General features: G+C 36.5%; 22 protein-coding genes and 1 other RNA gene. 9 read left to right on the top strand and 14 right to left on the bottom strand.

All coding sequences use genetic code 11. The features are described 5' to 3' along the window. Window positions 1-110 precede the first annotated feature (110 nt). Together ACIQYS_RS21755 and ACIQYS_RS21750 are read right to left on the bottom strand one after the other, a co-directional pair. Window positions 111-923: a sulfurtransferase gene (locus tag ACIQYS_RS21755; protein ID WP_402985022.1), complete on the bottom strand. Its 813-nt coding sequence runs from the start codon at window positions 921-923 to the stop codon at window positions 111-113. Window positions 924-936: 13 nt separating this feature from the next. Beyond that, window positions 937-4,536, bottom strand: a complete 3,600-nt coding sequence (locus ACIQYS_RS21750) for a dynamin family protein (protein ID WP_402985020.1) — start codon at window positions 4,534-4,536, stop codon at window positions 937-939. A 248-nt stretch (window positions 4,537-4,784) separates the two neighbouring features. Here ACIQYS_RS21750 and speD point away from each other — a divergent pair, with 248 nt between their 5' ends. The 3 genes from speD to ACIQYS_RS21735 all read left to right on the top strand — a co-directional run bounded on the left by speD (window position 4,785) and on the right by ACIQYS_RS21735 (window position 6,215). Next, window positions 4,785-5,606, top strand: coding sequence for an adenosylmethionine decarboxylase (gene speD / locus ACIQYS_RS21745; RefSeq protein ID WP_402985018.1), 822 nt, complete (start codon window positions 4,785-4,787; stop codon window positions 5,604-5,606). Window positions 5,607-5,704: 98 nt separating this feature from the next. Beyond that, complete coding sequence (locus ACIQYS_RS21740) at window positions 5,705-5,905, top strand: hypothetical protein (protein ID WP_402985016.1); 201 nt, start codon at window positions 5,705-5,707, stop codon at window positions 5,903-5,905. Window positions 5,906-5,927: 22 nt separating this feature from the next. After that, complete coding sequence (locus tag ACIQYS_RS21735) at window positions 5,928-6,215, top strand: spore coat protein (RefSeq protein ID WP_402985014.1); 288 nt, start codon at window positions 5,928-5,930, stop codon at window positions 6,213-6,215. Between the two features lie 59 nt (window positions 6,216-6,274). On the opposite strand, the gene ACIQYS_RS21730 is transcribed toward ACIQYS_RS21735, so the two are convergent. Beyond that, window positions 6,275-6,688 (bottom strand): GNAT family N-acetyltransferase, encoded by a 414-nt coding sequence (locus ACIQYS_RS21730; protein ID WP_402985012.1) that lies wholly within the window; start codon window positions 6,686-6,688, stop codon window positions 6,275-6,277. A 95-nt stretch (window positions 6,689-6,783) separates the two neighbouring features. Then, window positions 6,784-7,365, bottom strand: coding sequence for an NUDIX hydrolase N-terminal domain-containing protein (locus tag ACIQYS_RS21725; protein ID WP_402985010.1), 582 nt, complete (start codon window positions 7,363-7,365; stop codon window positions 6,784-6,786). Between the two features lie 560 nt (window positions 7,366-7,925). Between ACIQYS_RS21725 and ACIQYS_RS21720 the strand changes: the two genes are divergently transcribed. The 4 genes from ACIQYS_RS21720 (at window position 7,926) to ACIQYS_RS21705 (ending at window position 9,354) form a co-directional block, all read left to right on the top strand. Further along, a complete protein-coding gene (locus ACIQYS_RS21720) occupies window positions 7,926-8,378 on the top strand; it encodes a chemotaxis protein CheX (protein ID WP_402985008.1) in 453 nt (150 codons plus the stop codon). Between the two features lie 226 nt (window positions 8,379-8,604). Beyond that, window positions 8,605-8,727: a cytochrome c oxidase subunit 2A gene (locus ACIQYS_RS21715; RefSeq protein WP_402985006.1), complete on the top strand. Its 123-nt coding sequence runs from the start codon at window positions 8,605-8,607 to the stop codon at window positions 8,725-8,727. 20 nt (window positions 8,728-8,747) lie between these two features. After that, on the top strand, window positions 8,748-9,224 hold the full coding sequence (locus ACIQYS_RS21710; protein ID WP_402985004.1) for a cupredoxin domain-containing protein: 477 nt from the start codon (window positions 8,748-8,750) through the stop codon (window positions 9,222-9,224). 1 nt (window position 9,225) lies between these two features. After that, window positions 9,226-9,354 (top strand): hypothetical protein, encoded by a 129-nt coding sequence (locus ACIQYS_RS21705; protein ID WP_402985024.1) that lies wholly within the window; start codon window positions 9,226-9,228, stop codon window positions 9,352-9,354. A gap of 376 nt (window positions 9,355-9,730) precedes the next feature. Here the strand turns inward: ACIQYS_RS21705 and ACIQYS_RS21700 are convergent, their stop codons facing one another. The 10 genes from ACIQYS_RS21700 to ACIQYS_RS21655 all read right to left on the bottom strand — a co-directional run bounded on the left by ACIQYS_RS21700 (window position 9,731) and on the right by ACIQYS_RS21655 (window position 21,164). Then, complete coding sequence (locus ACIQYS_RS21700) at window positions 9,731-11,230, bottom strand: carboxypeptidase M32 (RefSeq protein ID WP_402985002.1); 1,500 nt, start codon at window positions 11,228-11,230, stop codon at window positions 9,731-9,733. A 15-nt stretch (window positions 11,231-11,245) separates the two neighbouring features. Then, window positions 11,246-13,150 carry an ATP-dependent DNA helicase gene (locus ACIQYS_RS21695; protein ID WP_402985000.1) on the bottom strand — a complete coding sequence of 635 codons (1,905 nt, stop codon included), beginning with the start codon at window positions 13,148-13,150 and terminating at the stop codon, window positions 11,246-11,248. Between the two features lie 84 nt (window positions 13,151-13,234). After that, window positions 13,235-14,362, bottom strand: a complete 1,128-nt coding sequence (locus ACIQYS_RS21690; protein WP_402984998.1) for a THUMP domain-containing class I SAM-dependent RNA methyltransferase — start codon at window positions 14,360-14,362, stop codon at window positions 13,235-13,237. Beyond that, window positions 14,359-16,089 (bottom strand): putative bifunctional diguanylate cyclase/phosphodiesterase, encoded by a 1,731-nt coding sequence (locus ACIQYS_RS21685; RefSeq protein ID WP_402984996.1) that lies wholly within the window; start codon window positions 16,087-16,089, stop codon window positions 14,359-14,361. Before ACIQYS_RS21685 ends, ACIQYS_RS21690 begins: the two co-directional genes overlap by 4 nt. A 107-nt stretch (window positions 16,090-16,196) precedes the next feature. After that, window positions 16,197-16,582, bottom strand: an RNA gene (rnpB, locus tag ACIQYS_RS21680) — RNase P RNA component class B. 63 nt (window positions 16,583-16,645) lie between these two features. Continuing rightward, window positions 16,646-16,939 (bottom strand): cell division regulator GpsB, encoded by a 294-nt coding sequence (gene gpsB / locus ACIQYS_RS21675; RefSeq protein WP_402984995.1) that lies wholly within the window; start codon window positions 16,937-16,939, stop codon window positions 16,646-16,648. A 68-nt stretch (window positions 16,940-17,007) separates the two neighbouring features. After that, on the bottom strand, window positions 17,008-18,303 hold the full coding sequence (locus ACIQYS_RS21670) for a ribonuclease H-like domain-containing protein (protein ID WP_402984994.1): 1,296 nt from the start codon (window positions 18,301-18,303) through the stop codon (window positions 17,008-17,010). Continuing rightward, window positions 18,293-20,572: a DEAD/DEAH box helicase gene (locus ACIQYS_RS21665; RefSeq protein WP_402984992.1), complete on the bottom strand. Its 2,280-nt coding sequence runs from the start codon at window positions 20,570-20,572 to the stop codon at window positions 18,293-18,295. Before ACIQYS_RS21665 ends, ACIQYS_RS21670 begins: the two co-directional genes overlap by 11 nt. Next, window positions 20,559-20,933: a YppE family protein gene (locus ACIQYS_RS21660; RefSeq protein ID WP_402984991.1), complete on the bottom strand. Its 375-nt coding sequence runs from the start codon at window positions 20,931-20,933 to the stop codon at window positions 20,559-20,561. Before ACIQYS_RS21660 ends, ACIQYS_RS21665 begins: the two co-directional genes overlap by 14 nt. A 75-nt stretch (window positions 20,934-21,008) precedes the next feature. Further along, on the bottom strand, window positions 21,009-21,164 hold the full coding sequence (locus tag ACIQYS_RS21655; protein ID WP_170206427.1) for a hypothetical protein: 156 nt from the start codon (window positions 21,162-21,164) through the stop codon (window positions 21,009-21,011). A 567-nt stretch (window positions 21,165-21,731) separates the two neighbouring features. Between ACIQYS_RS21655 and recU the strand changes: the two genes are divergently transcribed. Both recU and ACIQYS_RS21645 read left to right on the top strand, forming a co-directional pair. After that, window positions 21,732-22,331 (top strand): Holliday junction resolvase RecU, encoded by a 600-nt coding sequence (gene recU / locus ACIQYS_RS21650; RefSeq protein ID WP_402984989.1) that lies wholly within the window; start codon window positions 21,732-21,734, stop codon window positions 22,329-22,331. 21 nt (window positions 22,332-22,352) lie between these two features. Continuing rightward, complete coding sequence (locus ACIQYS_RS21645; RefSeq protein WP_402984987.1) at window positions 22,353-25,058, top strand: PBP1A family penicillin-binding protein; 2,706 nt, start codon at window positions 22,353-22,355, stop codon at window positions 25,056-25,058. Window positions 25,059-25,161 lie beyond the last annotated feature (103 nt).

Genomic DNA, 25,161 nt, shown 5'->3' with positions numbered 1-25,161 from the left:
TCTTGTCCGTATAATCTTAAAATAAAATGAAAAAAGTGAAATCGCACGCGATTTCACTTTTTTCATTGATTGAGGCTACTTCTGTCCCAGCCTCACTTGCGCTAAAACCTTTAGCCTCGTTCTACTTCATTATCCCGAATCCAATCACTGTAACTTCCTACATATAATTTCACATCCGAATAACCTGCTTCTTTTAAAGATGCATAAAGAGGAGCTGCCGTAACACCACTTCCGCAGTATGCAATAACCGGCTTGTTTATATCGGTTACATGTTGCAACTTTTCTACTAGTAAGTCCTTTTCTAAAAACTTGCCGTCCTCCTTCAACTGCTCCCAATCAACATTAATCGCAGTCGGAATATGTCCGGCAACGGAATCGATTGGTTCACTTTCTCCTTTGAAACGAAAAGCTGCGCGAGCATCTACAAGTTGCCCCTCTGACTCCCCTGCTACCACTTTCTTTACATCGTCCACGTCCATATAGATTGCATCTTCCCAATTTGGTACTACATCGGAAACAGAGATCTCTGGTTGTTCCTTCGAAATTCGGAATAACCCCTTCACTGCCTCATATCCTTCACGCAATACATGCACATTCGTAAATCCGGCCCATTCTAATAAAAAATATGCTCTTAACGCAAACGGGGAAGCTCCTTGATCATAAACGACAATAGCGTCCTCGAGTTGAAGTCCTGCTTGTCTACAAAGCTTCGTCATCTTCTCTTTTGAAATCATTGGATGACGCCCCATCTTACTTGTCATTTCTGATAAATCTTGTTCCAGATCCCAGTAGACCGCCCCTTCTAAATGACCTTCATCATACATCTCACGACCAGACGTTTTGTTGGCCAAATCGAATCTAGTATCAATGAAGCGCACTTTCTCCGGCTGTAGATCTTTCCAATTCATAAAAACATTTGTCATATTATTCGCCCCTTTAGTTTGAAATGATGGCATAGAGTTCTTTCCACTTCGCTAGCATTTCTTCTTGTTCTAATAGTGCACGCTCTGCATCTAGTTGGCTAATTGAATCGTTTAACCATTTCAAACGAACTGCTTCCGCTTCTGTATCCACATATTGCTCTGCCCACTTAAAAAGTCGGAGTTGTTGCTCGCTCAAATAAGCTTCAGCTTCCCTTTTCGTTTGTTCGGAAAGCGAGTCACGTAATTTTTCTTTGTCGTTTTTCTCGAAAAAGGATTTATTGTTTTTATACAAAGATTTTACATGCTCATATTTTTGAATAGTTTGGAATGGTCCTTCAAAGTCAAGCAAATCATGATTCTCGAATTCATGCGGTGTGTAAGTAAAGCTTGCATTCCAGTCTTTCAATACACGCATTTCTTCTTTTTCTAGCTCCGTTATCTGTTTTTGAATGAATTGCAATAAACGGAAGTTGGTTACACGTAGCTCTTGTTCGATATCAAAACGCAACATATTCAATATATCTTTCAACGCGATTTCTAAAGCGCTATTCGCTGCCCGATTTGAAAATAAGGAAGGGTTATACGCTTCTTTAAAAAACTCATTAAAACGATAATAAACTCGTTGCAACAAATAATAAAGCAATGTTTCAAGCTCCTGCTTCGCTTCTTTTGCAATAAGTGCCGATTTAGAATTTGTGAAACGTTTACGTATATTTTGTTCTAATGCACGTAATTCCCCTAACCTTTCGTCTTTCCTTTTCAAATTCAATTCTGTTTGTTCGATCATTTGATACAATTTCTTTTGTTGACGCATCGTTTCTTCATCTAATGTTGTTACCGCCATTTGTTTCAAATCATGCGCTAAAAATTGATAAAACGATTCTTGGAACTGGAACATTCCTTCATGTAAAGGAGCATTCGCTTGTTTTTCATGTAACGCTTGCAAACTAGAGACGCCGTATACCCGAGGGAATCTGATGCCAAATCGTTGTAACTCTCCTTGCACATAATTTTTGACAAGTGCCTCTTCTTCCTCATTCGCGGCAAGATCGATTGCATTGACTACGAAGAACATTTTATCTAACTCAAAGGAATCCTTTACTCGTCCAAGTTGGATTAAAAATTCTCGGTCAGCTTTTGCAAAAGCGTGATTGAAATACGTTACAAATAGTACTGCGTCTGCATTTCGAATATAGTCAAACGCAACACCAGTATGGCGTGCGTTAATTGAGTCTGCTCCCGGTGTATCGACTAATGTCACGCCTAGTCTTGTTAACTCACAATCATAATAAAAATCAATAAAATCTACAAAACAGCTGCGTGATTCTTCCGCAACAAAAAGGCGAAATTCATCCGCATCTACACGTAATGTTTGTCCAAGATTCACTTCATATTGTGCATACCCTGTATGAAAAGCGACGATAAACGATTTATGTACCTCTTCTGTTACCGATTGCTCTATCACGCTTGGTGCTTTTTCGTATGCCTCCTTCAAGGTAGAAACAGTCACGCCAAGCATGCTATAGGCGAATTGAACATCTTCTAATAATTGCTGCTTTGTTTTCAGCGTAACATCTGCTGTATTATGTGGATGTTTTTCTGAAATAGGATGAATTTTATTAATTGTAGCAGTTGTCGGATTTGGGGATACCGGCAACACAAGTTCACCCATTAACGCATTCGAAAAACTTGATTTCCCAGCACTAAATGCTCCAAATAACGCAATTGTAAACTGTTGATGTTCCAGTCTACGCGCTTTTCTTTTTAAATAATTTGAAGCTTCTTTAAATGCCGGAAGTTGCTCAATTGCTTCTGCCATTTTATTTGCTCTTGCAAGTACAGCTTCCGGAGAGATTTCTACATCTTCTACTTCTCGCTGTTTTTCTTCTTCTATTATTTGTACGACCTTTTCTTCTATTTCTTGCTCTGTTGGATCATATTCGGTGATGGCATTTTCAAACGCATTCCGTTCTTTTTCCCATTCGATTAGTAGTAGATCCCGCTCCTTTCGAATAGCAAGTGAAGGTGCCTTGATTTCCTTTGTAAAGGCTTGAATTTTTCCTTCCATTTCTTCGATTGTATGAATGGCTAGTAGTTTTTTATTCAATTGAAGAATCTTCTGCTCCACTTTTTCGTTTTCTTCCATTGGATGCTCATTTATTTGTTTTGCTACATTCACTTTCCAGCCATCTGTCTCTCGCATGAAAAATCGATTGATCGCGTCTTGTACTCGGTTTGCGAAATGAAGAATTGCATCTCCTGTTGTATTTGCACCTTCGTGAAGTGATTCTTTAATAACGGATGATGGTAGTTGGAAATCTATATTCTCTATTTCTAGTACCTTTTCATCTGAGAGCAACGACACGTTTTTTAGCATATGCTTCATCCACTGTTTTACATGTGAAGTTATATTCGTGTCTACAATTTTTTCTAATAATTCATAAGCTGTTTGCAAGCGATTTGCTCTTTCTTCTTCGGTTTTCTTTTTACTATTTAAAAAGCCGACTTTAAATGAGCTTTGCATCGCTTCTGCATATATTTTAAGCGCTTCTCTCATTTCATAAGGCATAACGGACGCATTTTGTAAAATCGATTTTCGTCCTTCTTCAAATTCTGTTTTCCAAAGACTTGCATCTTGCAATTTAACATGTGTTTCGGATAGTTCTAATTGTTTTTTCAACTCTTCTTTATTTTCCCATTCTTCTTTTGTTAGCTCTTCTTCGAATGTTTCGAAGCATGTTTCTTTTTCGTCTTCTAGAAATTGCATATGTTCATCTTCTAGTTTCTGAATCGTGCTTTTCGCAGAAGTGATAAATAGTTCTTCTTTATGATTGATGGAATGCTGCACAATTTGCTGCACTTTCGGAAAATCATTATGTACAAACGTTTTATCTTTCAATGAAGTGAAAAATATATCTTTTGGCTCCACTGACCAAGCCTTAAAAGCATTTGCTACTGATTGTTTAAACGCCTCAAATGATAGCTCCTCTTCCCGGTGTTTATCGACTTGGTTAACGATTAAATAGACGTTTTCATTATAATGAAGTAATTGCTTCGTAAATTGGAAATTAAGTTCTGATTGAACATGATTATAATCCATCACATAGAACACGATATCTGCTAAATGGAGCGCTGATTCAGTTGAAACTCGGTGCGCATCATCAGTAGAATCTACTCCAGGTGTATCCATAACGGTAATGCCTGCAGGTAATCCTGATGATTCGTGTCCGATTTCAATTTGAGAAACTTGACTGCCATCTTTGGAATACTTTTTTACTATACCAATATCATATTCTCCTGAAAATCTGACAGGTGCTTGATCGACAAAGTGAACTAGCGCATAGTTTTCCGCTGTTTTTTGAACGGTTACGATATTGGCAGAAGTAGGAATTGGACTTGTTGGTAAGAGCTGTTCTTCTACAAGCGCATTAATCATACTCGATTTTCCCGCGGAGAAATGCCCAGCAAAAGCTATTGTGAATGTCCCTTGTTCTAATTTCTGTGCAAACAACTTTGCCTTTGCATATCGTTCCTCATCTTGATGTTCATGAAATAACGTAGCTAGTAATGCATTTTGTTCTTTTATGTTATGTAATTCGGCTAAATTGACCATTTGAAAAACTTCTCCTTTATATTTCGACAATATAATTTAATCATAGCAGAAAATGTTCGAAAAAATGACTCTATTTATATAGACAGATTAGATTTTCTAGCACGTGTTCAAAAAGCAGCGCAATATGTTTCAGAAAAAGTTGTTTGTGGAAAGATAAAGCTACAGGGGATGTATAACTAGTTTAAACGCATACTTATTATAAACGGTTCAACTGTGCCTGAAATTAAAATGAAAGAGATGAGTTCAATTTGAGTTTAACTCCTAAGCAAAGAATTGAGTTACATGGCTTTAATAACCTTACCAAGTCCTTAAGTTTTAACATGTATGATATTTGCTACACAAGAACAAAAGAAGATCGAGAGGCTTATATTGACTATATCGATGAACAATATAATGCGGATCGATTGACGAAAATATTAACTAAAGTATCCGATATTATTGAGGCAAATATTTTAAATATCGCAAAGCAAGATTATGAGCCACAAGGAGCAAGTGTAACTATTTTAGTTTCGGAAGGACCTGTTAATGATTCTCCAGTGGATTCATTTAGAGAATCACCTGGACCGCTACCCGAAACAGTATTGGGTCATCTTGATAAAAGCCATATTACTGTCCATACGTATCCTGAGTATCACCCGGATGAAGGAATTAGTACTTTCCGTGCAGATATTGATATTTCTACTTGTGGTGAAATTTCTCCTTTGAAAGCGTTGAATTATTTGATTCATTCATTTGAGACAGATGTTATGGTAATGGATTATCGTGTACGTGGCTTTACTAGAGACGTAACGGGTCATAAATTATTTATCGATCATGACATTAATTCCATTCAAAATTATATTCCTGTTAGCTTACAAGAATATTATAAAATGATTGATGTAAATGTATACCAGGAAAATATTTTTCATACAAAGTGTAAACTAAAGAAGTTTGATTTAAATAACTACTTATTCGGCTACAAAGAAGACGAGTTAACGGAGGAAGAAAAAATAATCATTACAAGGAAATTAAAAACAGAAATGGATGAGATTTTTTACGCTAAAAACATGACGAGAGCAGAAGAAAAGTAATCTTGGGAATCTTCTTCGGTCTATAAAACAATCAGGATAAAATAACTCTTTTCAAACAATACTAACTTTACATTATATAGTTTGCGAGGTGAAATAAGATGACCGTCCTAACCATGAAGGAATTGGCATTTATAGAGGATGAAATCCGTGCAGAAGAGATTATCGCAAAAACGATGAACTGGTGCGCTACACAATGTAAGGACCAGGAACTAAGAAAAACACTTGAGGATATGGCAGAGGGACACCAATTAAAAATTGCAAAACTCTCCCAATACTTCAACCGAACAAATAACATTTAATAACAGCAAAAGGATGATTCATATGCCAAATAATATTGCAGATCGTGGCTTAACAGATCGGGAAATGTTGCAACTTTGTCTAGAACTGGAAAAGGGACGCTGTCGGAGCATTAGTAACACCATGTTAGAGACAACACATAAGGAGTTACGAGAAATTTATGTGCAATGTTTTGAAAATGCGAGCTCCAATCATTATAGGCTTTTTGATATAATGGACAAAAAGGGCTGGTATAAAACGGAGCTCGCATCTAAGGAGCAGATTGGAAAAGTACAGAAACTTATGCAAAATAATCTGCATCCAGGTGATTAATGTTAGAGAATACCTAGAGCGTACAATTGAATGTACGCTTTACTTTTGACTAAAAGTGATTATGACTTATATCTCATTAAATTACTTCCATTTACATCTGTTGAAAAACCAAACTTTTCGTAATATGGCACTAGTCTATCTGGACAGTAAAGTTCTACTCTTTCTACATCCCTTACAAGAGGATGTGCCAGAATACTTTTCATCAAAATTGTACCTACACCATTATTTCTGTAATTCTCTTTCGTAATAACATCAAATATAAAAGCTCTATAAAGCGTATCTGAAATCACCCTTGCAAACCCAATTAATTCTCCGGTTTCATCATTTATCAAGCCAACCACGACGCTACTATTGTCTACCAACTTCCTAATTTGTGAAAGTTGTCGCTTATGTGTCCACCATTCGTTTTTAAATAAGTTATGTAATTCTACTAATTGGTTTTCATTCAATTCATCAATTACTCTATAGTCCATTGTCTCATTACTCCTTCAACATCGTCTTTGAATTTTATGTACTCACTTTAACATTCGTAACGCACAATGATTACCCCATCAATATTACAACCGTCCTACTTCAGAGTTGCATATGCCTTTTTGGCCATATCATAATGGTCTCCATGCCAATTTTTCACTTCATTAAAATGAAAAAATCCAATTTCCAAGCTCTCAAAAGATGTTTTCAAAGTCCCATCTAATATTTCACAAATAAACAGTGGATGGTAAGAAGTATGCGGTTGTCCAAAATCTCCAGGCTTTCTTGTAAATATATCAATGAGTTCGTTTACTTTAACATTTAGCCCTGTTTCTTCTATAAATTCTCTTTTTAACGATTCTTGTGGACTTTCACCTGCTTCACACCATCCACCTATTATCCCCCATGTTCCATCATCTGCCCTACGTTCTAAAAGCATCTTTCTATCTTCAGAAAAAATAACACCATTTACCCCAACCTTCGGTGTTACATGCCCAAGCTCATTTTTAAATTTTTCTACAATGATGCTTTCCTTAATATCGCTAATTTCGGAGTATTCTTTACTAGCCAATATTAGTAACGACTCATACCTTTCAACATCATACGGATTATTTGCATATTGTAGCCCAAGTTGAGCTATTGATCGAACATGATCTAATAACGTTAGTCTATTTTCCATTAATAAACCTCCCTCTTATTGATATGGTCTTCATTTTTATCGATATTAACTTGCTTACTAAAAAGAACCCACGATATTTTGATAAAGTTTCATCTCTTTCTATATGTCTACTTACTAGTTCCACACATAATCTCCAACTCCTTTAAATAATGAAAGCGTACACTGTATATATTCACTAATATAAATATAATTCCTTCTTCCCCCTTCTCCATTTCCTAAAAAAAACGCTCAAAAACACCGTTCCGATTATGCGAACGATGTTAAAATGTTTACCTTATTATATTTAAGTTTTCTACCAATGGTAAATTTCGTCTTATTTTTATAAATTATTTTGGTAGTGGTGCTATGGAACGTAACACATAGGCGGTTAATCCAGTAAATAAAATAACAGTACAAACAATGAATAAGGCTAGCATGTAAATCGTCCTCTCCAATGCATTTGAAATTCATTCTCATTTACACAATAACACATTATTTCACTACTTTCTACATTATTCTATTCTTTTTTACTATATTTCATGTTAAAATTGAACTATATATACGATTTTGGAGGGGAAAAAATGAGTGCTTCAAAGCATATACAAACTATATTAAATGGAACTATACAATCGTTAAAATCTGTTATCCCTCTTTCAATGGATATAAAGTCCCCTTCGCTAATGGAACAACCTTTTGAGCAAAAAGAAATGGGTGTATTAATAGGAATTATTGGTGATATTAAAGGTAGGATTATAATAGATTCAACTTCTAATTGCTTTTCCCAGATCGGCGCAACGATGTTCGGAATGCCTTTAGAAGGAGAGATGCTCGAATCTTTTACTGGAGAATTAGGTAACATGGTTGCCGGCAACTTATGTACGTCCGTAGCTGCAAATGAAGTGGAAATTGATATTACTCCCCCTACGGTTATAGTTGGGACGACTAGATTATTCGGATTTCAACACGCGTTCAAATTACCTGTTCAAATTGCTGAAGTTGGCGATTTAACGATCATTTTAACCATTGACGAATAGCAACTAACGAAGAAGGACTTTCTATTAGGAAGTCCTTTTTTTGTCGAAAAAATAAATAACAGAATATTCTATGTTCATATTGTTAAAGTATCTGATTTAATAGAATGGTATTATTCTTCACATTTAATTCACATAATCGGTTCTTTAGTGTGAGTTTTATCACATCTTCTATAAAAAAATGTATTTATGATATAACTATACAACACAAATATTGGAGGTGTATAAAATGTCGAAGAAACGCGAGAAAGATCCAGATTTAAAAGGTACGCTTTATTCAGTCGGTTTTCTCGGTGCATTTATATTAGTTACATGGTTCATGGTATTTTATTTATTTATTGATCGATTTTGATTTAGAGGAGATTCGAAATTATGCATTTTCATAAATATGAAAAATCGTGGTTAACATTTGGAATTAGTTCACTCGTTTTATTTTTAGTTATTGTTGGTTTTAGTGCTTTCCATTATGGTTCCCATCCACCAAGTGCGAAAGTATATGTAGATCCTGAACGCGTGGATGAAATTGCACCATTTAATAATCCGGGTGTCCATCAAGTAGAAGGAAAGGATTGGGACTATGAAGTAGTGTTTGTTGCATCTGCTTTTTATTATAATCCCCCTGAAATTGGAGTTCCACTTGGGTCTACTGTTAAGTTTATTGCAACAACCAAAGATGTAGTACACGGTTTTCAGGCAGCGGGAACAAATATTAATATGATTCTGGAACCTGGTTATGTTTCAGAATACGTAACAACAGTGGATAAAGCAGGAGAATATTTAATATTATGTAACGAATATTGCGGGGTTGGACATTCGTCCATGATGTCAATGCTAAAGGTGGTTGAGTAAAATGACAACTATATCTGAAAGAACAAAAGATTTAGTTAAAGTAGATAAAAAAGATGGCAAACTAGCGCTTGCTCATATTTACGTTGCGTTCATCGCATTAGCTATTGGTGGACTTTCCTGTATTTTTTAGTCATCTGTCTAGTTTGCAAAATATACTCATCATTCATATCTAATAACTCCTTTTCATCTTTATAAAAGGAGTTTAACAACAAAATATCAAGACTCCATCAATTTCCAAGAAAATAATAAATAAAAAAAAGATGATTGATCAGTTAAAATGCTGTTCAATCATCTATATAAATAGCATGGATGCTTCTCGATCTGTATTTATAGCAGAAAGTATTTTAGAATGTTTGTTAGGAGTGTTTTTAAAAGATCCACACCTTGTGAAAAAAAGTCATCAAAAAAATCCTTGTGTGTTTTCAAAACACAAAGGATTTTTTTAATGACTTCAATTTATGTTGTTACTTTATAATCGAACTTTATTCCACTTAAGTGACAGACGATTATAGTTGATAGATTTTCGTATACTTTTCTTCCAGATAGTCTGCAAGGTAATTGCCGTTAAGCCCTTCTCCTGTAGCATCTTTCAATATTTCTAACGGTTTTTTCAACGCTCCGTATTGATGTACATTTTGTGTAAGCCAATCTTTTATTGGAGAAAGATTGCCTTTTTCAAATAGTTCATCAAAATTAGGGATGTCTTTTAACATAGCTGCTTTAAATTGGGAAGCGTACATATATCCGAGTGCATACGATGGGAAATAACCGAAGCTAGCTCCAGCCCAGTGGACATCTTGTAAAATACCTTCCGCATCATTTTTAGGATGAACACCTAGATATTCCTCATATTTTGCATTCCAAATTTCTGGTAATTCTTCTACTTGTAAGTCACCATTGAACAAGCCTTTTTCTATTTCATAGCGAATCATAATATGCAGCGCATACGTCAATTCATCTGCCTCGATTCGGATAAGCGATGGCTTTACTTCATTGATAGCTCGTAAAAATTCTTCCATCGTAACATCTCCGAATTGGTCAGGTGAATAGCTTTGAAGCTTTTCATAGTTTTGCTCCCAAAACTTCGGATTTCTCCCTACAAAATTTTCATAAAATAGGGATTGAGACTCATGAATCCCCATGGAAGCTCCACTAGCTAAAGGAGTGCCTGTCAATTCTTCACCAACGTTTTGTTCGTAAATCGCATGGCCGCATTCATGAATCGTTCCAAAAACGGCCGAACGGAAATCAGACTCATCGTATTTTGTTGTAATGCGCACGTCCCCACGATTTAAACCTGTCGCGAACGGATGTACGGTTTCGTCTAGTCTACCAGCATCAAAGTCATACCCTAATTGTTTAAGTACGTCTAAGCTAAACGCTTCTTGTTGTTTTTTATCAAAATGCTTATATAAGAAATCTGTTTTTGGTTGGTTTGGAGATTCTGCAATTTTCTTTAATAATGGAACAATTCGGCTTCTTAACTCACCAAATACTTTGTCTAACACATCTGTTGTCATTCCAGGTTCATATTGGTCTAACAACACATTGTACGGATTATCATCTTTTACTCCCCAATAGTTAACAAACTGCTTTAATGTTGCGACCATTTCTTTTAGGTAAGGCATGAACATTTCCCAATCATTTGTAGCTTTTGCTTCTTCCCAAACTGATTCAGATTTAGATTGAAGAATGACAAACTTTTTATATTCTTCTGCTGGAATCTTCTTACTTAAATCATATTCTTTCTTTACTTCTTCGTATGTTCGTTTCGTAACAATGTCCGCATGTTCAAGCGTCGATTCTATCCCGTCCAATAAACCTTTTAGTTCATCTGAAGTAGATAAGTTAAACACATCTGTAGCAAGTACCCCTACTACTTCCGAACGTTGATCAATGCCTTTTTTCGGTGCCCCAGTGCGCATATCCCAATATAAAACCCCTAATGCTTCGTTGTATGCACCAATTTTTTTCACATAATCTAAAAATTGCTGTTCGCCTGTCATTTCTAATCCCCCTTGTTATACACTATCGATTGTTGTAGGTAATATCCCAGTAAATCGACTTTCTAGTCTTGCTTCTTCTTCATTTAATAGAAGATGAATTTCCCCATGATCACTTGAAGTACGGATTAAACGCCCGATTCCTTGCTGCAATCTTAACAGCATAAACGGTAATTCCACTTCTTCAAATGGATCATTCGAAAAAGATCGTTTCGCATCAAATAATGGATCTGCTAATGGGAATGGCAAATCATAAATAATGACTCTCGTTAAAGCTTCTTGCGGCAAATCAAGCCCTTCCCATAGATGGTATGAACAGAGTGTTGTAAAATCGCCATTTTGAAAATCTTTAACAATAGTCGAGAGCTCACGATCCCCTTCAAATACTATACCATTTAAGTCTGCCGCACGGTTACGGAATTGCTCCATCGCTGCTTTGGATTTAAATAATACTAACGTTTGCTGCTTATTTTCTAATAATGCATCGACTTGCTTCACTTTATCTTCTTGAGTTGTCTTATGTGCATATATTTTCATCACTTCATCATAGTCGAATGGTGATTCTACAGAGAATGATTGAAACTTTTCAATTCCTAAAGAATCTGCAATATACGTAAAATCTTTTGCAATCGATAATGTAGCAGACGAAAAAACGATTGGTAACTGGGAAGTGAATAATTTTTCGTGCAAAATATCTGTTACTAGACGTGGCATCACAATAAGTGTTTCATGCCCATCAATAATCTCCAACCACTCTACGCCGTCCCCTTTTTCTGTAAATAAACGTAAAGAGAATGCATACTGCTCCAAAAATTCTTCTACCATACGAAGTTCATACTCAGGTATCGTAAACAACTCAGACTCGAATACAAATTCCTCAAGCAAATCGTTTGTAATACGAATCGCTTGTTTGCAAACTTGCATAAGTTCTGGTGTTTTGTCGATTTTCATCCGTTCGCTTTCTTCTTCGGTGCTGTTTTTTCTTAAAATGCCGAAAATACGGTCATGAGTTTCTTGTAACACTTCCATTAAATGCAATGTTTTTTCACGAACGCCGTCTACCATGACGCGTTCTAGTAACCGAACTAACGTTTCACTTTGCACTTCATACGTTAACGCTTTTTGTGCTGCATACTCCAGTAAATGCCCTTCATCTAACACAATCATCGATACATCCGGTAGTAATGGCATTTGTCCTTCTCGCACGCGAGATTCTTTCGTCCAAATATGCTCCATTAAAAACTCATGCGAACAAATGATTAGATCCGTCGATTGACGATAGTTTTGACGATGAATCGTTTGACCACATCGATTTCGAAGATCACAAACTGTACATTGTTGTGTTGGATGGTAATTTACTTTTTGCCAATCAGCATCACTTACACCAGGAAATTGGCTTCGTTCGCCATACGGATAAATTTTTTGAAGAGAAGAATGTCCGTATACGAAGTCTGGAATTTGATCTTCAATTTCTTCTAAAAAGAAATCATTATCTCCATCTTTTTGCGCTTCTTCTAAACGTTTCAAGCATAAATACTGGTCGCGTGATTTGGCTAAACGGACATCTATGTTAATATCTAAATAATTTTGGAGTTTAAAAATATCCCCAGCTTCTTTAACTAATTGTTCGATCAATGTTTCATCGGCACAAGCGATTAATGCTGGCTTCCCTGTATATCGCGCATACGAAATAGCAGGTAGTAAGTATGCAATCGTTTTACCTGTACCTACGCCAGCTTCCGCAAATAATACATTTTTTTCTTTTAATGTTTTCTCAATTTGATATGCCATGAAGATTTGCTCATCTCGACATTCAAATCCTTTTTCGGGTAATTCATCATATAAGACATCCCCCATCCAATCTCCTAATGACTCAAAGAAAGAACGGTCTTTTGATAATTGAAATGGTAACGCATTTTTCATCGTAAAACTCCTTACTTCCATCAATTTTACCTTTACGTATCTATAAATAACGAAAAGTAAGGGAGAAGCTAATCTCCCTTACTGTTAGGACCGTTTACCCCAATACTGATAATAATCTGTTCGGATAAAACCATTAAATAATTTCCGCTTTTTCGTTGCTTTTCTTCCGTATGCATTTTCAAAGTTTTCCATAGAAGAAAGCATATATACAGACCAAGAAGGATATTGTCCCATCAGATGGCCTAAATCACTAATTACTTGTTCAATTACTTCAATTTCCCCGATACGTTCTCCATAAGGTGGGTTTCCAATCATAACGCCATCCGTTAAGGAAGTACTAAAATCACTTGCTTGCATTTGCTTAAATGTGATTAGATCGGCAAAACCAGATTCAAATGCATTTTGCTCTGCAATTTGAATCATCTTATGGTCAATATCGGAACCAATAATTTGAAGCTCTTGGTCATAATCTGCAAGGTTTTCTGCTTCATTGCGTACGTCTTCCCAAATTGTTTTGGGCATCCAAGACCAAGCTTCACTATGAAAGTCGCGATTAAAGCCTGGTGCAATATTTTGTCCAATCATCGCTGCTTCAATCGGGATCGTTCCAGAACCACAAAATGGATCAACGAATGGACGACTAGGACTCCACTTAGAAATTTTCACAAGTGCAGCTGCAAGCGTTTCTTTTAATGGTGCTTCCCCTTGGTCTTGGCGGTACCCACGCTTATGAAGACCAGCACCACTCGTATCGATCGTAATAGTAGCAATGTCTTTTAATATACTTATTTCGATTTTATATGTTGCTCCAGATTCATCTAAAAATCCAATCCGTTTATACGCCAGTTTTAAACGTTCTACAATTGCTTTTTTCACTATTGCTTGACAATCGGGTACACTGAACAAAGTAGATTTAACGGATTTCCCTTGTACAGGGAATGCAGCATCTACTGGTAAAAACTTTTCCCATTGAATCGCTTTTGTCTGCTCAAAAAGTTGGTCAAACGTTTTTACAGGGAACTGAGCTGCCACTATTTTTACTCGGTCTGCAACACGTAACCAGATGTTTGCACGTGCAATGGCGCGTTCGTCCCCTTCAAAATACACTTTCCCATTTTCCGTTGTTGTTTCATATCCTAATGCTTTTACTTCATCGGCAACGATGGATTCTAATCCCATCGCGGAAGTTGCTACTAATTTAAATTTTGTCATAATATATTCCTTTCTTGCTTAAGAATTTCCCAAAGCTCTAGAAAATCTAATAGCTCTGAGCTTTGAATGGGTTTGCTAAAATAATACCCTTGAATAATATCGCAGCCCATTTCCTTTAAAAGTTTCACTTGATCTTCTGTTTCTGCTCCTTCAGCTATTACCTTTATATGTAATCTATGTGCCATTAAAATAATGGAATCTACAATTGCTTGCTTATCTTTTAATTCTGTCATTTGTTGGATAAAGCTGCTATCAACTTTTAAATAGTTTAACGGGAACCTATTTAAATAACTTAAGGAAGAATAACCTGTTCCGAAATCATCAATAGAAATTTTAAACCCCATATGCTTTAGTTTGATCAATTTATTGACAATGCTTTCTGAATCATGCATAACTGTTCGCTCTGTAAGCTCCAACTCCAGTTGGTGTGGACTACAATTATACTTCATAATGATTGCATTTATTCGCTCCATAAAATCATCTTGTTGAAAATGAAGTGCCGCAATATTGATGGAAACAGGTAAATGCTGGGTACCTCTGGATCTCCAATCGGCCAGATCGACGCATACTTTTTCTAAAATCACTTCACTCAGTGGTATGATTAATCCTGTATCCTCCGCATACGGAATAAACTCAGCTGGCGATACAACACCTAACTGATCATTTGTCCATCTGACAAGTGCTTCCACTCCAATTATTTGTTGTGTATCTATGGACACTTTCGGTTGGTAATGGACGACAAATGCTTTTTGTTGAATCGCTTTTCTTAGTTCTGATTCTAACAAAAGTAATCGTTTTGCATCGTTTTGTAATTCATCAAAGTAAAATGCATACTGATTCCGCCCATTTTGTTTGGCAAAATACATCGCTTTATCCGCTTTTTGTATAAGCGTTTCTACTTCTATTCCATCTTGCGGATAAAAACTAATTCCTATACTTGTTGTAATGTAAATTTCTCTACCATTTATGTGAAACGGTTGATTCAATAAGTCATTTAAATCATTTGCAAATTGTCCAGCCTCTTTTTGATAGTCCAGATTAGTAATTGTTACTAAAAATTCGTCTCCCCCGTGCCTAGCAACCAGGTCGCTATTGCGGACAACAGAGTTTATACGATTAGCGACTTCTAGTAATATTAAGTCTCCTACTTCATTACCTAATGTTTCATTTATTTGTTTAAAACGATCTAAATCTATAAAAAGAATCGCATGCTCACTTATACTACTCTTCGATCTTTCGATTAATACTTCTAGCTGTTCGTAAAATGTATGTCTATTCATTATATTCGTTAATGAGTCTGTCAACGTCAATTCTTCTATTTCTTTTTCAATGTATTTTTTATGTGATATATCGGAAAAAACTGCAAAATAGTTTGTTAGTATTCCTTCTTCATTTACGATTTTATGTATGGCTAATCGTTCTGGATAAACTTCTCCATTTTTACGTTTATTCCAAATTTCTCCTTGCCACGAACCATTAATATGTATGTCTTTCCACATTTTTTTATAAAAGATAGTATTTTGTTTTCCAGATTGTAGTATTCTAGGTGATTTTCCTTGAACATCTTCCAATCTGTATCCTGTCATTGATTCGAAGGCAGTGTTGACAAGTGATATATTCATCTCATCGTCAGTAATCATAATGCCTTCATTAGTAGTATGAAATAGTTGATCGATTATGTTATTTGGTAAGGATGAAAACTTTTCAACTGCTTGTTGTTTTCCCATTGTACACCTACCTTGTAATCATAATAAGCTATCGTTTTTCTTAAAAGATAAGAAAAGCTCTCCTAGCTTGGAGAGCTTTGTAATTATTAAGTATAGCCACTCATACACCCAATAAGCCATGTTTTGTTTCTACGGTACTCAAACGGTGCACTACCTCGTACGATGTAGATGGCAATCATCTATCTACGAAAATTACTCTTCGTTCTTCTATCCGTTCATTTCCTTCAAGAAAATTCCCCTACCATAATTTGGGTTTCTCACTCGTGGGGTTTACCTCGTTCCACCTGTAAAGTTTCCTATACAGCTTCGTCACTGTGGCACTTTCAGAGATTGTCAACCATATCATAAGACTTAGGCCTTCATCCCGCCGTCAGCTAAATTAGCTGCCTTAGTTTATTTTTTCACTAAGCACGAACACTACATTCATCTCAGAATTGTGTGAGCATGGACTTTCCTCTACAATGATCTAGCATTGCAGCGATTGCCCGGATATATAAGTGGTATTACTAGTATAATCGATATTGGGACGAGTTACAACGCATATGAATTAATATAATTATTCATACAATTTACTGCCAAATACATGTTTTTCTAAATGAGAAAGTCGTTTTAAAATATCAAAGTTCGTTGCACCTGCTTGTGGAGCTGGCGCCGTTCTTTTAGGCGCTTCTGCAAGTTCCTCTTTTAGTTGGTTAATCTCTAATTGAAGTTGTGCAATTTTCTTTTCATATGCCTCATAATCTTGAATGATGTCATCTAAGAAAATATCAACTTCCTCTTGATTGTAGCCTCGTAGGCCCGTTTTAAATTCTTTTTCAAGTATATCTGAAGTCTTTAATTTTGTTTCCATATGGCATCTTCCTTCCGTCTGTTTCACTAACCGTATTATAGCATAACGATGTCGAATAATGGAGCATTTTAAAGGTGGAAAACTCGCTTTTTGTTAGGTTGTGCGCTTTCCCGGGAAATAGTTAATTTCCGAATTATTCTCGCTTCTCTTTTTTGAAGATCTTGACGCAAACGTAATTGCTGCTTTTCACTCACCACACTTGGCGTTTTCAATAGATACTCCGTACAACTCCTCGTTATTTCTAAAGCCATCTCGAAATCTTTTTTTCGATGCTCATAAAGTTTTGCTAGTTCCATATAAACGTCGATACGATATTTCCCAACTATTTTGAGTAATGATGCATGAAAAGCTGCTAAACTATCATCGAATAATTGCAGTTTTTTCAAATGCAATCCAACATAATAATACGCCACACTTACTTCTGACTCTTCGAATTGATCAATTACAAATTGGAACCAATCCTGACTCGCATCCACCGATTTTAAGTCCCGAAACCACTTGCCAATATTCGTGTACGTAATAGAAGATTCTACTACACTCTCTTCTTTTAATAATTTCACCGATAAAATATATAACGTTACTAATGATAAAATATCCCACTCATTATGTTTTAATACTTTCATCAAGTTGGTAGGATCTCCATGCTTCACCGCATCAAAATAAATAATCGGTGCAAGATGGCCAGGAATATCATTTTTTCTAACAAAACCTAGCTTCTGCTCTTCTAATTGTTTTAGCTTAAATCGTTCCAAATCCCCTTTCCAAATTCGTTTAGAGGAGTGCATTAAATCGATTTGCGCATGTTCTTTCAGTGGAGGAATCGTATTTCGGTTCATCGTCCATCTCGATACTAATTGCGGGAAATCGAAACTTTTTCCATTGTACGTAATAATCGTCCGGGGCGTTTTCCAAAATTCAGATTCATACAAAAAAGAAGATTCTTGACCTGGTTCTGCTAGTACATATTGCGTTAACAAAAAGCCGTTTTCCACTTGCTTTAACATGCCATTTAAAAAAATGAGTACACCTGTCCCTTTCAATCCCGTTGTTTCCGTATCGTAAAAACAAAAAGGAGTATTAGGTGCAACGGTTAGTGGATGATCAGGATACTTTTCTTGCATAAACGTAATTGCATTATGCAAATGATGTAGCCCAATGTTTCCATGTATATGCGACTGTTCATAAAAAGTTTCTTTCACAAACAAAAAACCTTTTTCATTTTGTACTAGATTTAAACCTGCTGCTTTCCATTGGTCCGTATAAAAAGGAAGTGTAACTTCAGGCACTTCCTTTTTAGGCTCTTCTTTTAGTGTATTCTTTTTCACAAGACCTTTCATTTGCATCAGTTTTTTTTCATACGACATGCTCATCCACCTGTACTAAGTGTAGTAATTTGATCACTTCTTTTTTCAAATTTAGCGCTGCGTCTTGGGCACCTATACATGCGGGGCATCCGTTCGTACATGGACAAGCCTCTACTTGCTCGGTCACTTTTGGAACTAAATCATTCCAAAGATCATACATTCTTTCTGATAACCCGATTCCACCTGGATAACTATCATACATATAAAACGTTGGCTTTTCTGCATTAATCGATTTCACTTGTGGTACAACATGAATATCTTTTGCATCACAGTGGATAAATAAAGGGATAAACGCATGCAGTGCATAGGCAACCCCTGTCATTGCATCCGATAATAATGTCTCTGTCCAATCACTTGGTTTATTAAAACTAAACCAAGTAGAAGAAGTATGCAATTCAAGTGGGGGTAAATAAATTTTACCAGAGCCGATATTGTCATGTGTATCAAATTTAATCTTTTTGAAAATCGTTGGCTGCGCTAAAACGATAATATCACCGAATCGTAAAGTTCCAATATTTGCTTCTTTTTCCTTATCTTCACTTAACACTTTTAACTCTACTGCAATATTGGCATCCGTGAAATAGTCCACATCCACTTCTTTCACAAATGCTTTCTTTTCTTCCCAATCAAGTATTTCCACTTGAAACTGGGTCCCTTGATGCAAGTAAATTGCTTCTTCATGAAGTAAAGTCATTGCACTATATTGATCCATTTCCCCGATTACTCTCGTTTTCGTAGGAATAGTTTGGTCAATAATGATGACGTTCTCCTGTGAAGCAGAGCGCAAACTAATATTGCTTGCTGGAAAACTTTCGGACATCCAATGCCATTTATCTGTCGTTTTCAATAAAACACCTTCATTTTCTAAAAAAGCGAGTAATTCCTGAATTGAAAACTCTGCGTACATATCCATTGTCGTAAATGGGAGCTCAAAGGCAGCACATTTTAAATGATCCATTAAAATAATCATATTATCCGGATGAATCCGCACTTCCTCTGGAGACTGACCTAGGAAATATTCCGGATGTTTCACTACATATTGATCAAGAGCAGTCGACTGTGCAACGTATATAATAAGCGCTTCGTCTTGTCTTCTTCCAGCTCGTCCGGCTTGTTGCCATGCACTTGCAATATTTCCCGGATAACCAGTCATAATACATGCCTGCAGCTGTCCAATATCGACACCTAGTTCAAGTGCATTTGTACTAACAACCGTTCGAATAATTCCGTCTCGTAATCCTTTCTCAATAGTTCTTCTTTCGGAAGGTAAATAACCGCCTCTATAGCCACGAATCGTTTGGTCATTGATTTTTTTGCTAACTAAAGCTTGTAAATAAGTAACAAGCATTTCGACACGCACTCGACTTTTCGCAAATACAATCGTTTGAATACCATTCGTATACAATTCCTGTGCTAAATCTCGCACTTCTAAAATGGCACTTCGTCGAACATTAAATACCGGATGAACAATCGGTGGATTATAAAAGACAAAATGTTTTTTTCCAGATGGAGCACCATTTTCATCGATCAGTTCATGTGTGGTATTCGTAAGATTCTCCGCTAACTCTTTTGGGTTTTTAATCGTTGCAGATGTACATATAAATTGCGGATTGCTTCCATAAAATGCACAAATTCTTTTTAACCGCCGAATAACATGTGCCACATGACTCCCAAATACACCTTTATATGTATGAATTTCGTCAATCACGATATATTTTAGATTTTCAAAAAGAGATACCCATTTTGTATGATGGGGGAGTATCCCTGAATGGAGCATATCTGGATTTGTTAAAACAATATGACCTGACTTCCGTACTTTTTGCCTAATGCCTGGCTCGGTATCCCCATCATATGTAAAACTTAAAATTTCTTCCTCGCTTGCTTTGATTAAATCATTTAAATCACTTTTCTGATCTTGAGCTAATGCTTTAGTTGGAAATAAATAAATTGCGCGCGAGGTTGGATCTTCTAGTATCGATTGAAGAACCGGTAGATGGTAACAAAGCGACTTTCCGGAGGCGGTTGGAGTAATTGTCGTATAGGATTTCTTTGCTGTTGCAGTATCAAACGCTTGTCGTTGATGGATATATAATTGATGCACCCCACGACTTTTTAACGCTTTTTGAATCGATGGATGCATCATTTTCGGAAATGGAGCATATATTGCTTCTTTCTCTTCCGTTACATGAATATGTTCAATTCTGGAAAAACGATTTTGATCTATTTTCCAGTCATCTAATAATTCCTGTATGCTCTTATTCGCTCGCATATTCATCCCCTACTTCCTTTATAGCATGAATAATTGTTTCTAATGTATATTTGGATGAATGAATCGATTTTAAAAATCGCTTCTTGCTTGTCCCTTTATAATACGACTGAACGATAAATTGCTTCATGGATTCAAGTAAAGAGTCAATCTGACTTGGATGTACATATTTTGGTCGCTTTACTTGAATCCATGTTCGAACTAGCTTTTCCCATTCCAGCAATAATTTATCTATTTGATAGGCATGTGGTTTTACGTCTCCAAAAAAATCTGGTTCTTTGTCTTGTTCTCTATACATTTGAAAGCGTAAAATGCTTTCATCACATTCTTTTACTAACTGTTCACTTAAACGCAATAACGACATTTTTATCCCCCGCATTCTAGTAATAGTGTACCAAATTACAGCATAGATTACTAGTTGCAAACGAACGTACATTCTTTATAATTGGTTTTCGATTTTTTCTAGTTTTCCAAGCAAGCGAAAGGACGATTTACTAAAGTCTTTTTCAAATTGATCTTGTTCGTCACTTAGGCGATCTTCGAGTAAAAATTCTAATAACTCCAATTGGTCAATAATACGTTCAATTTTGTTCATTTTTACTACCTCCCTTTTTAGAGTATGTTCCTTCTTTTTTTATAAATCCCTTCCCACTCGACAAACGTTCTTGCCAACGGACAAAACTAGTAGAAAGTCGACAAGTTCTTGCAAGATCATGGATTACACTCTTATATTCCGGTTTGCAAGCCTTCGCTCTAGACGCACCTTGCATGAGCCAACTCGTGCTACGGCAGAAGCATTGTCGCGTTCAGCGGTCGGTTTGTCGCGTTCGTGATGTGCTTTGTGTTGTTCAACGTATAGTTTGTCGCGTTCGCAGCGGATTATGTCTCATTCAACCATTTATTGGATCTAACGTGGCGGAACTTATAGATCAAAGCCCTTAGTTTAGCTGCTGATTAGCTAGTTAGCTCTTCTTGATTGTAGCGAAGGGCGGCGACTCCAACGGGAATAGCTGTGGAAAAAATTTAACTTCATAATGAAACTAATTAGAAACGATAAGCGTCTAATTAACTTGTGTTAGGGCAATCCCTTCATTTTGCACTATTGAGGGTGGAGTCTTTCAACTTAAAAGTGATAAACTAATAGTATAGAGAGGTGAATATCTTGGCTATTCGTTATCCAAACGGGAAACTGTACATGCCCAAAAAGGAAGCAGAAACAAAGAAAAGAAAAGATTATTCCTTTAGTAATAGGGGTAAAACATTAGAAGATGAAATAAGCGATGCAAATGAATATTATCTTACACACGAGATCGCAGTCATTTATAAAAAACCAATACCAATACAAGTCGTGAAAGTCGATTATCCAAGTAGAAGTAGCGCCGTTATTAAAGAAGCATACTACCGGACTCCATCTACAACCGATTTTAATGGTGTGTTTGAAGGGAAATATATTGACTTTGAAGCAAAAGAAACGGAAAATAGAACAGCGTTTCCTTTAAAAAATGTCCACCTTCATCAAGTAGAACATATGAGTAAAGTAGTAAAACAACTAGGCATCAGTTTTTTACTCGTTCGCTTTTCTACAGTTGACCGTTATTTTTATTTACCTTTTGACCAATTACAGCGATTTTGGAATAGAATGATAGCTGGAGGAAGAAAATCTATTGCTTTAGCCGAATTTGAAGAGCATGCAATAGAAATTATGCCCAAATATGCACCTAGAATTGATTATTTAAAAATAGTTAATGACTTACATGCATAAATTGAAAGTGAGGAGAAGTTTATGAGTGAGCAAAAACAAACTCGTGAACAACGTAGAAAGCAATTACAACAAAAGAAGAAAAAAGCAAATAAACCAGCAAAAGTCTGGATGAAACGAATATTGATAACAATCCTTGCACTTGGTGTGCTAGGTGCAATCGGAGGCGGCTCTGTATTTGCTTATTATGCCAGCACAGCACCTGAACTAGACGAAAAGTCTTTAAAAGATCCAATTAGCCCGAAACTGTTAGATGCAAATGGCGAGCTATTTGCAACACTCGGTGCGGAAGATCGGGAATATATACCGTACGATGAAATCCCTCAGCAAATGGAAGATGCCATTCTCGCTACAGAAGATGCTCGTTTCTATGATCATATGGGAGTCGATTTTTTACGATTAGGAAAAGCAGTTCTTGCAAACTTTACAAGTGGGTTTGGTGCACAAGGCGCTAGTACACTTACTCAACAAGTGATTAAAAACTCTTTCCTAACTAATGAAAAAACATTAAAACGAAAAGCTCAAGAAGTGTATCTTGCAGTTCAACTAGAACGAAAATATGATAAAGAAGAAATCTTCGAAATGTATTTTAATAAAGTACTGATGTCCGGACGAATATACGGATTTGGAACAGCTGCTAAACGATTCTATGGGAAAGAATTAAAGGATTTATCATTAGACGAATATGCAGTACTAGCGGGTATGCCGCAAAGCCCGAATAATTATAATCCTTTTAAAAACCCAGAACTTGCAGAAAAACGTAGAAATATCGTGCTGCATTTGATGAATTTACACGGTAAAATTTCAGAAAGTGAAATGAAAACAGCACAAGCTGTACCTATCGAGGATTCTTTATTACCAGAAGACCAGCGTGTTGCAAAACAAAATTCTAAATATGATGCGTTTATCGATGTCGTATTAAGTGAGCTTGAAGAAAATGGAGATGCTGATACCATTTCAGAAGGAATCACGATTTATACGACACTACAACCAAATGCGCAAAAACAAGTGGAAGCGACGTTAAATTCAGACATCTTCCCAACAGAAAAAATTCAATCAGCTATCGCTGTTATTGATACGAAAACGGGAGCAATTGCCGCTGTAGGCGGTGGTCGTAATTACGGTGCAGATCGTGGTTTTAACTTCGCACATGATATGAAACTAAGATCACCTGGATCAACTATTAAGCCTTTGCTCGATTACGGTCCAGCAGTTGAATTTTTAAATTGGTCTACCGGTCAAACAATAGTAGATGAACAAATGACCTATACAGGTACGAAGCAAGTTATACGTAACTTCGATGGAAAATATAAAGGTGCGATGACCATGCGTGAAGCACTTTATAATTCTCGAAATGTTCCTGCTGTCAAAACGTTAAAAGAAGTAGGTACGAAAAACGCTAAAGAGTTTATTAATCGTTTTGGAATCGATATTGGAGAAGTACATGAAAGTTCTGCAATCGGTGGGACTTCGAAATCAATGTCCCCTATTCAAATGGCTGGTGCCTTTGCAGCATTTGGTAATAGCGGTATTCATACAGAACCGTATGCGATTAACAAAATCGTTTATCGCGACGGAAAAACGGAAAAAGATTACCGACCTAAATCGAAAGCTGTAATGAAAGACTCCACCGCTTATATGGTAACGGATGTATTACGAGATGTATTAACAAAAGGAACAGCTAAAACGGCAGCAGTTAGCGGATTAGATATTGCAGGTAAATCAGGGACATCCAACTATGACGCTAACCAAATGAAAGAATGGGACTTACCAAGTAGTGCATTCCCAGATGTTTGGTTCGCAGGTTATACAACGAACTACTCGATTGCCGTTTGGTCTGGTTACCCAGAAATGAAAACACCAATGACAACGAATGCAGAACGTTATTTGCCACAAACAATTTTCAAAAAAGTAATGGCGAACATATCAGAAGGTACGACGACAGATCGATTTAGTAAGCCTAACTCAGTAGTCGAAGCGACAATCGAAAGAGGCACGAACCCGCTTCAATTAGCAAGTGAGTATACACCTGATGAGTTAAAAAGAACCGAGCTCTTTGTTAAAGGTACTGAACCAACGACTGTTTCAGAGAAATTCGAACAATTAGAGCTAAATGCGCCAACGAATTTATCGGTCGATTATGACGAAATTACATCTTCCGCAACCTTAATGTGGGACTTCAAAAAACCGGAAAATCTAGAAGAAAACGTACAGTTTGAAGTATCTGTAGCAATTGATAACGGTCCTTCGGAACTACTCCAAACAACCGATCAAACAGGGCTCATTGTACAAAGTCTCATCCCGGGAAGTACGTATGTATTTTCTGTAACAGCAGTTTCCGGTGAAATTAGAAGTGAACCAGCTTCCATTTCACTCACACTAGAAGGAATTGGTGAGGAAGACTTGGAAGGAACACCTCCTACTGACACTGATGAAAATGGAAATTCCGGCGATTGGTGGAACAACAACGGAAACGGAAATAATAATGAGAACGGCAATGGAAATGGCAACAATGGAAATAGCGATGGAAAAGGTAACAATGGTAATGGAAAAAATAACAACGGTAATGGCAATGGAAAAGGTAACAACGGTAAAGGAAATGGCAATGGATCTAATGAAGGAAAAGGTAATGAGGGATCACCTAGTGATAACCCAGATGAAACAACACCCGAAGATTACACCAATCCGGGAGAAACACCTTCTACAGATGACGGTTCTACTACCCCATAATTGAAAATGAAAAGAGGCTGGGACAAAACCCACCTTGAAAAATGAAAAGCCCTGGAAATTTTACGAACAGTAAAATTTCCAGGGCTTTGTTTTTAGGCATTAA

It is taken from the genome of Psychrobacillus sp. NPDC096426, assembly GCF_044762745.1.
Classification (GTDB): domain Bacteria; phylum Bacillota; class Bacilli; order Bacillales_A; family Planococcaceae; genus Psychrobacillus.
The sequence above is the reverse complement of the archived record's forward strand: the minus strand, read 5'-3'. Positions and strand labels throughout refer to the sequence as shown.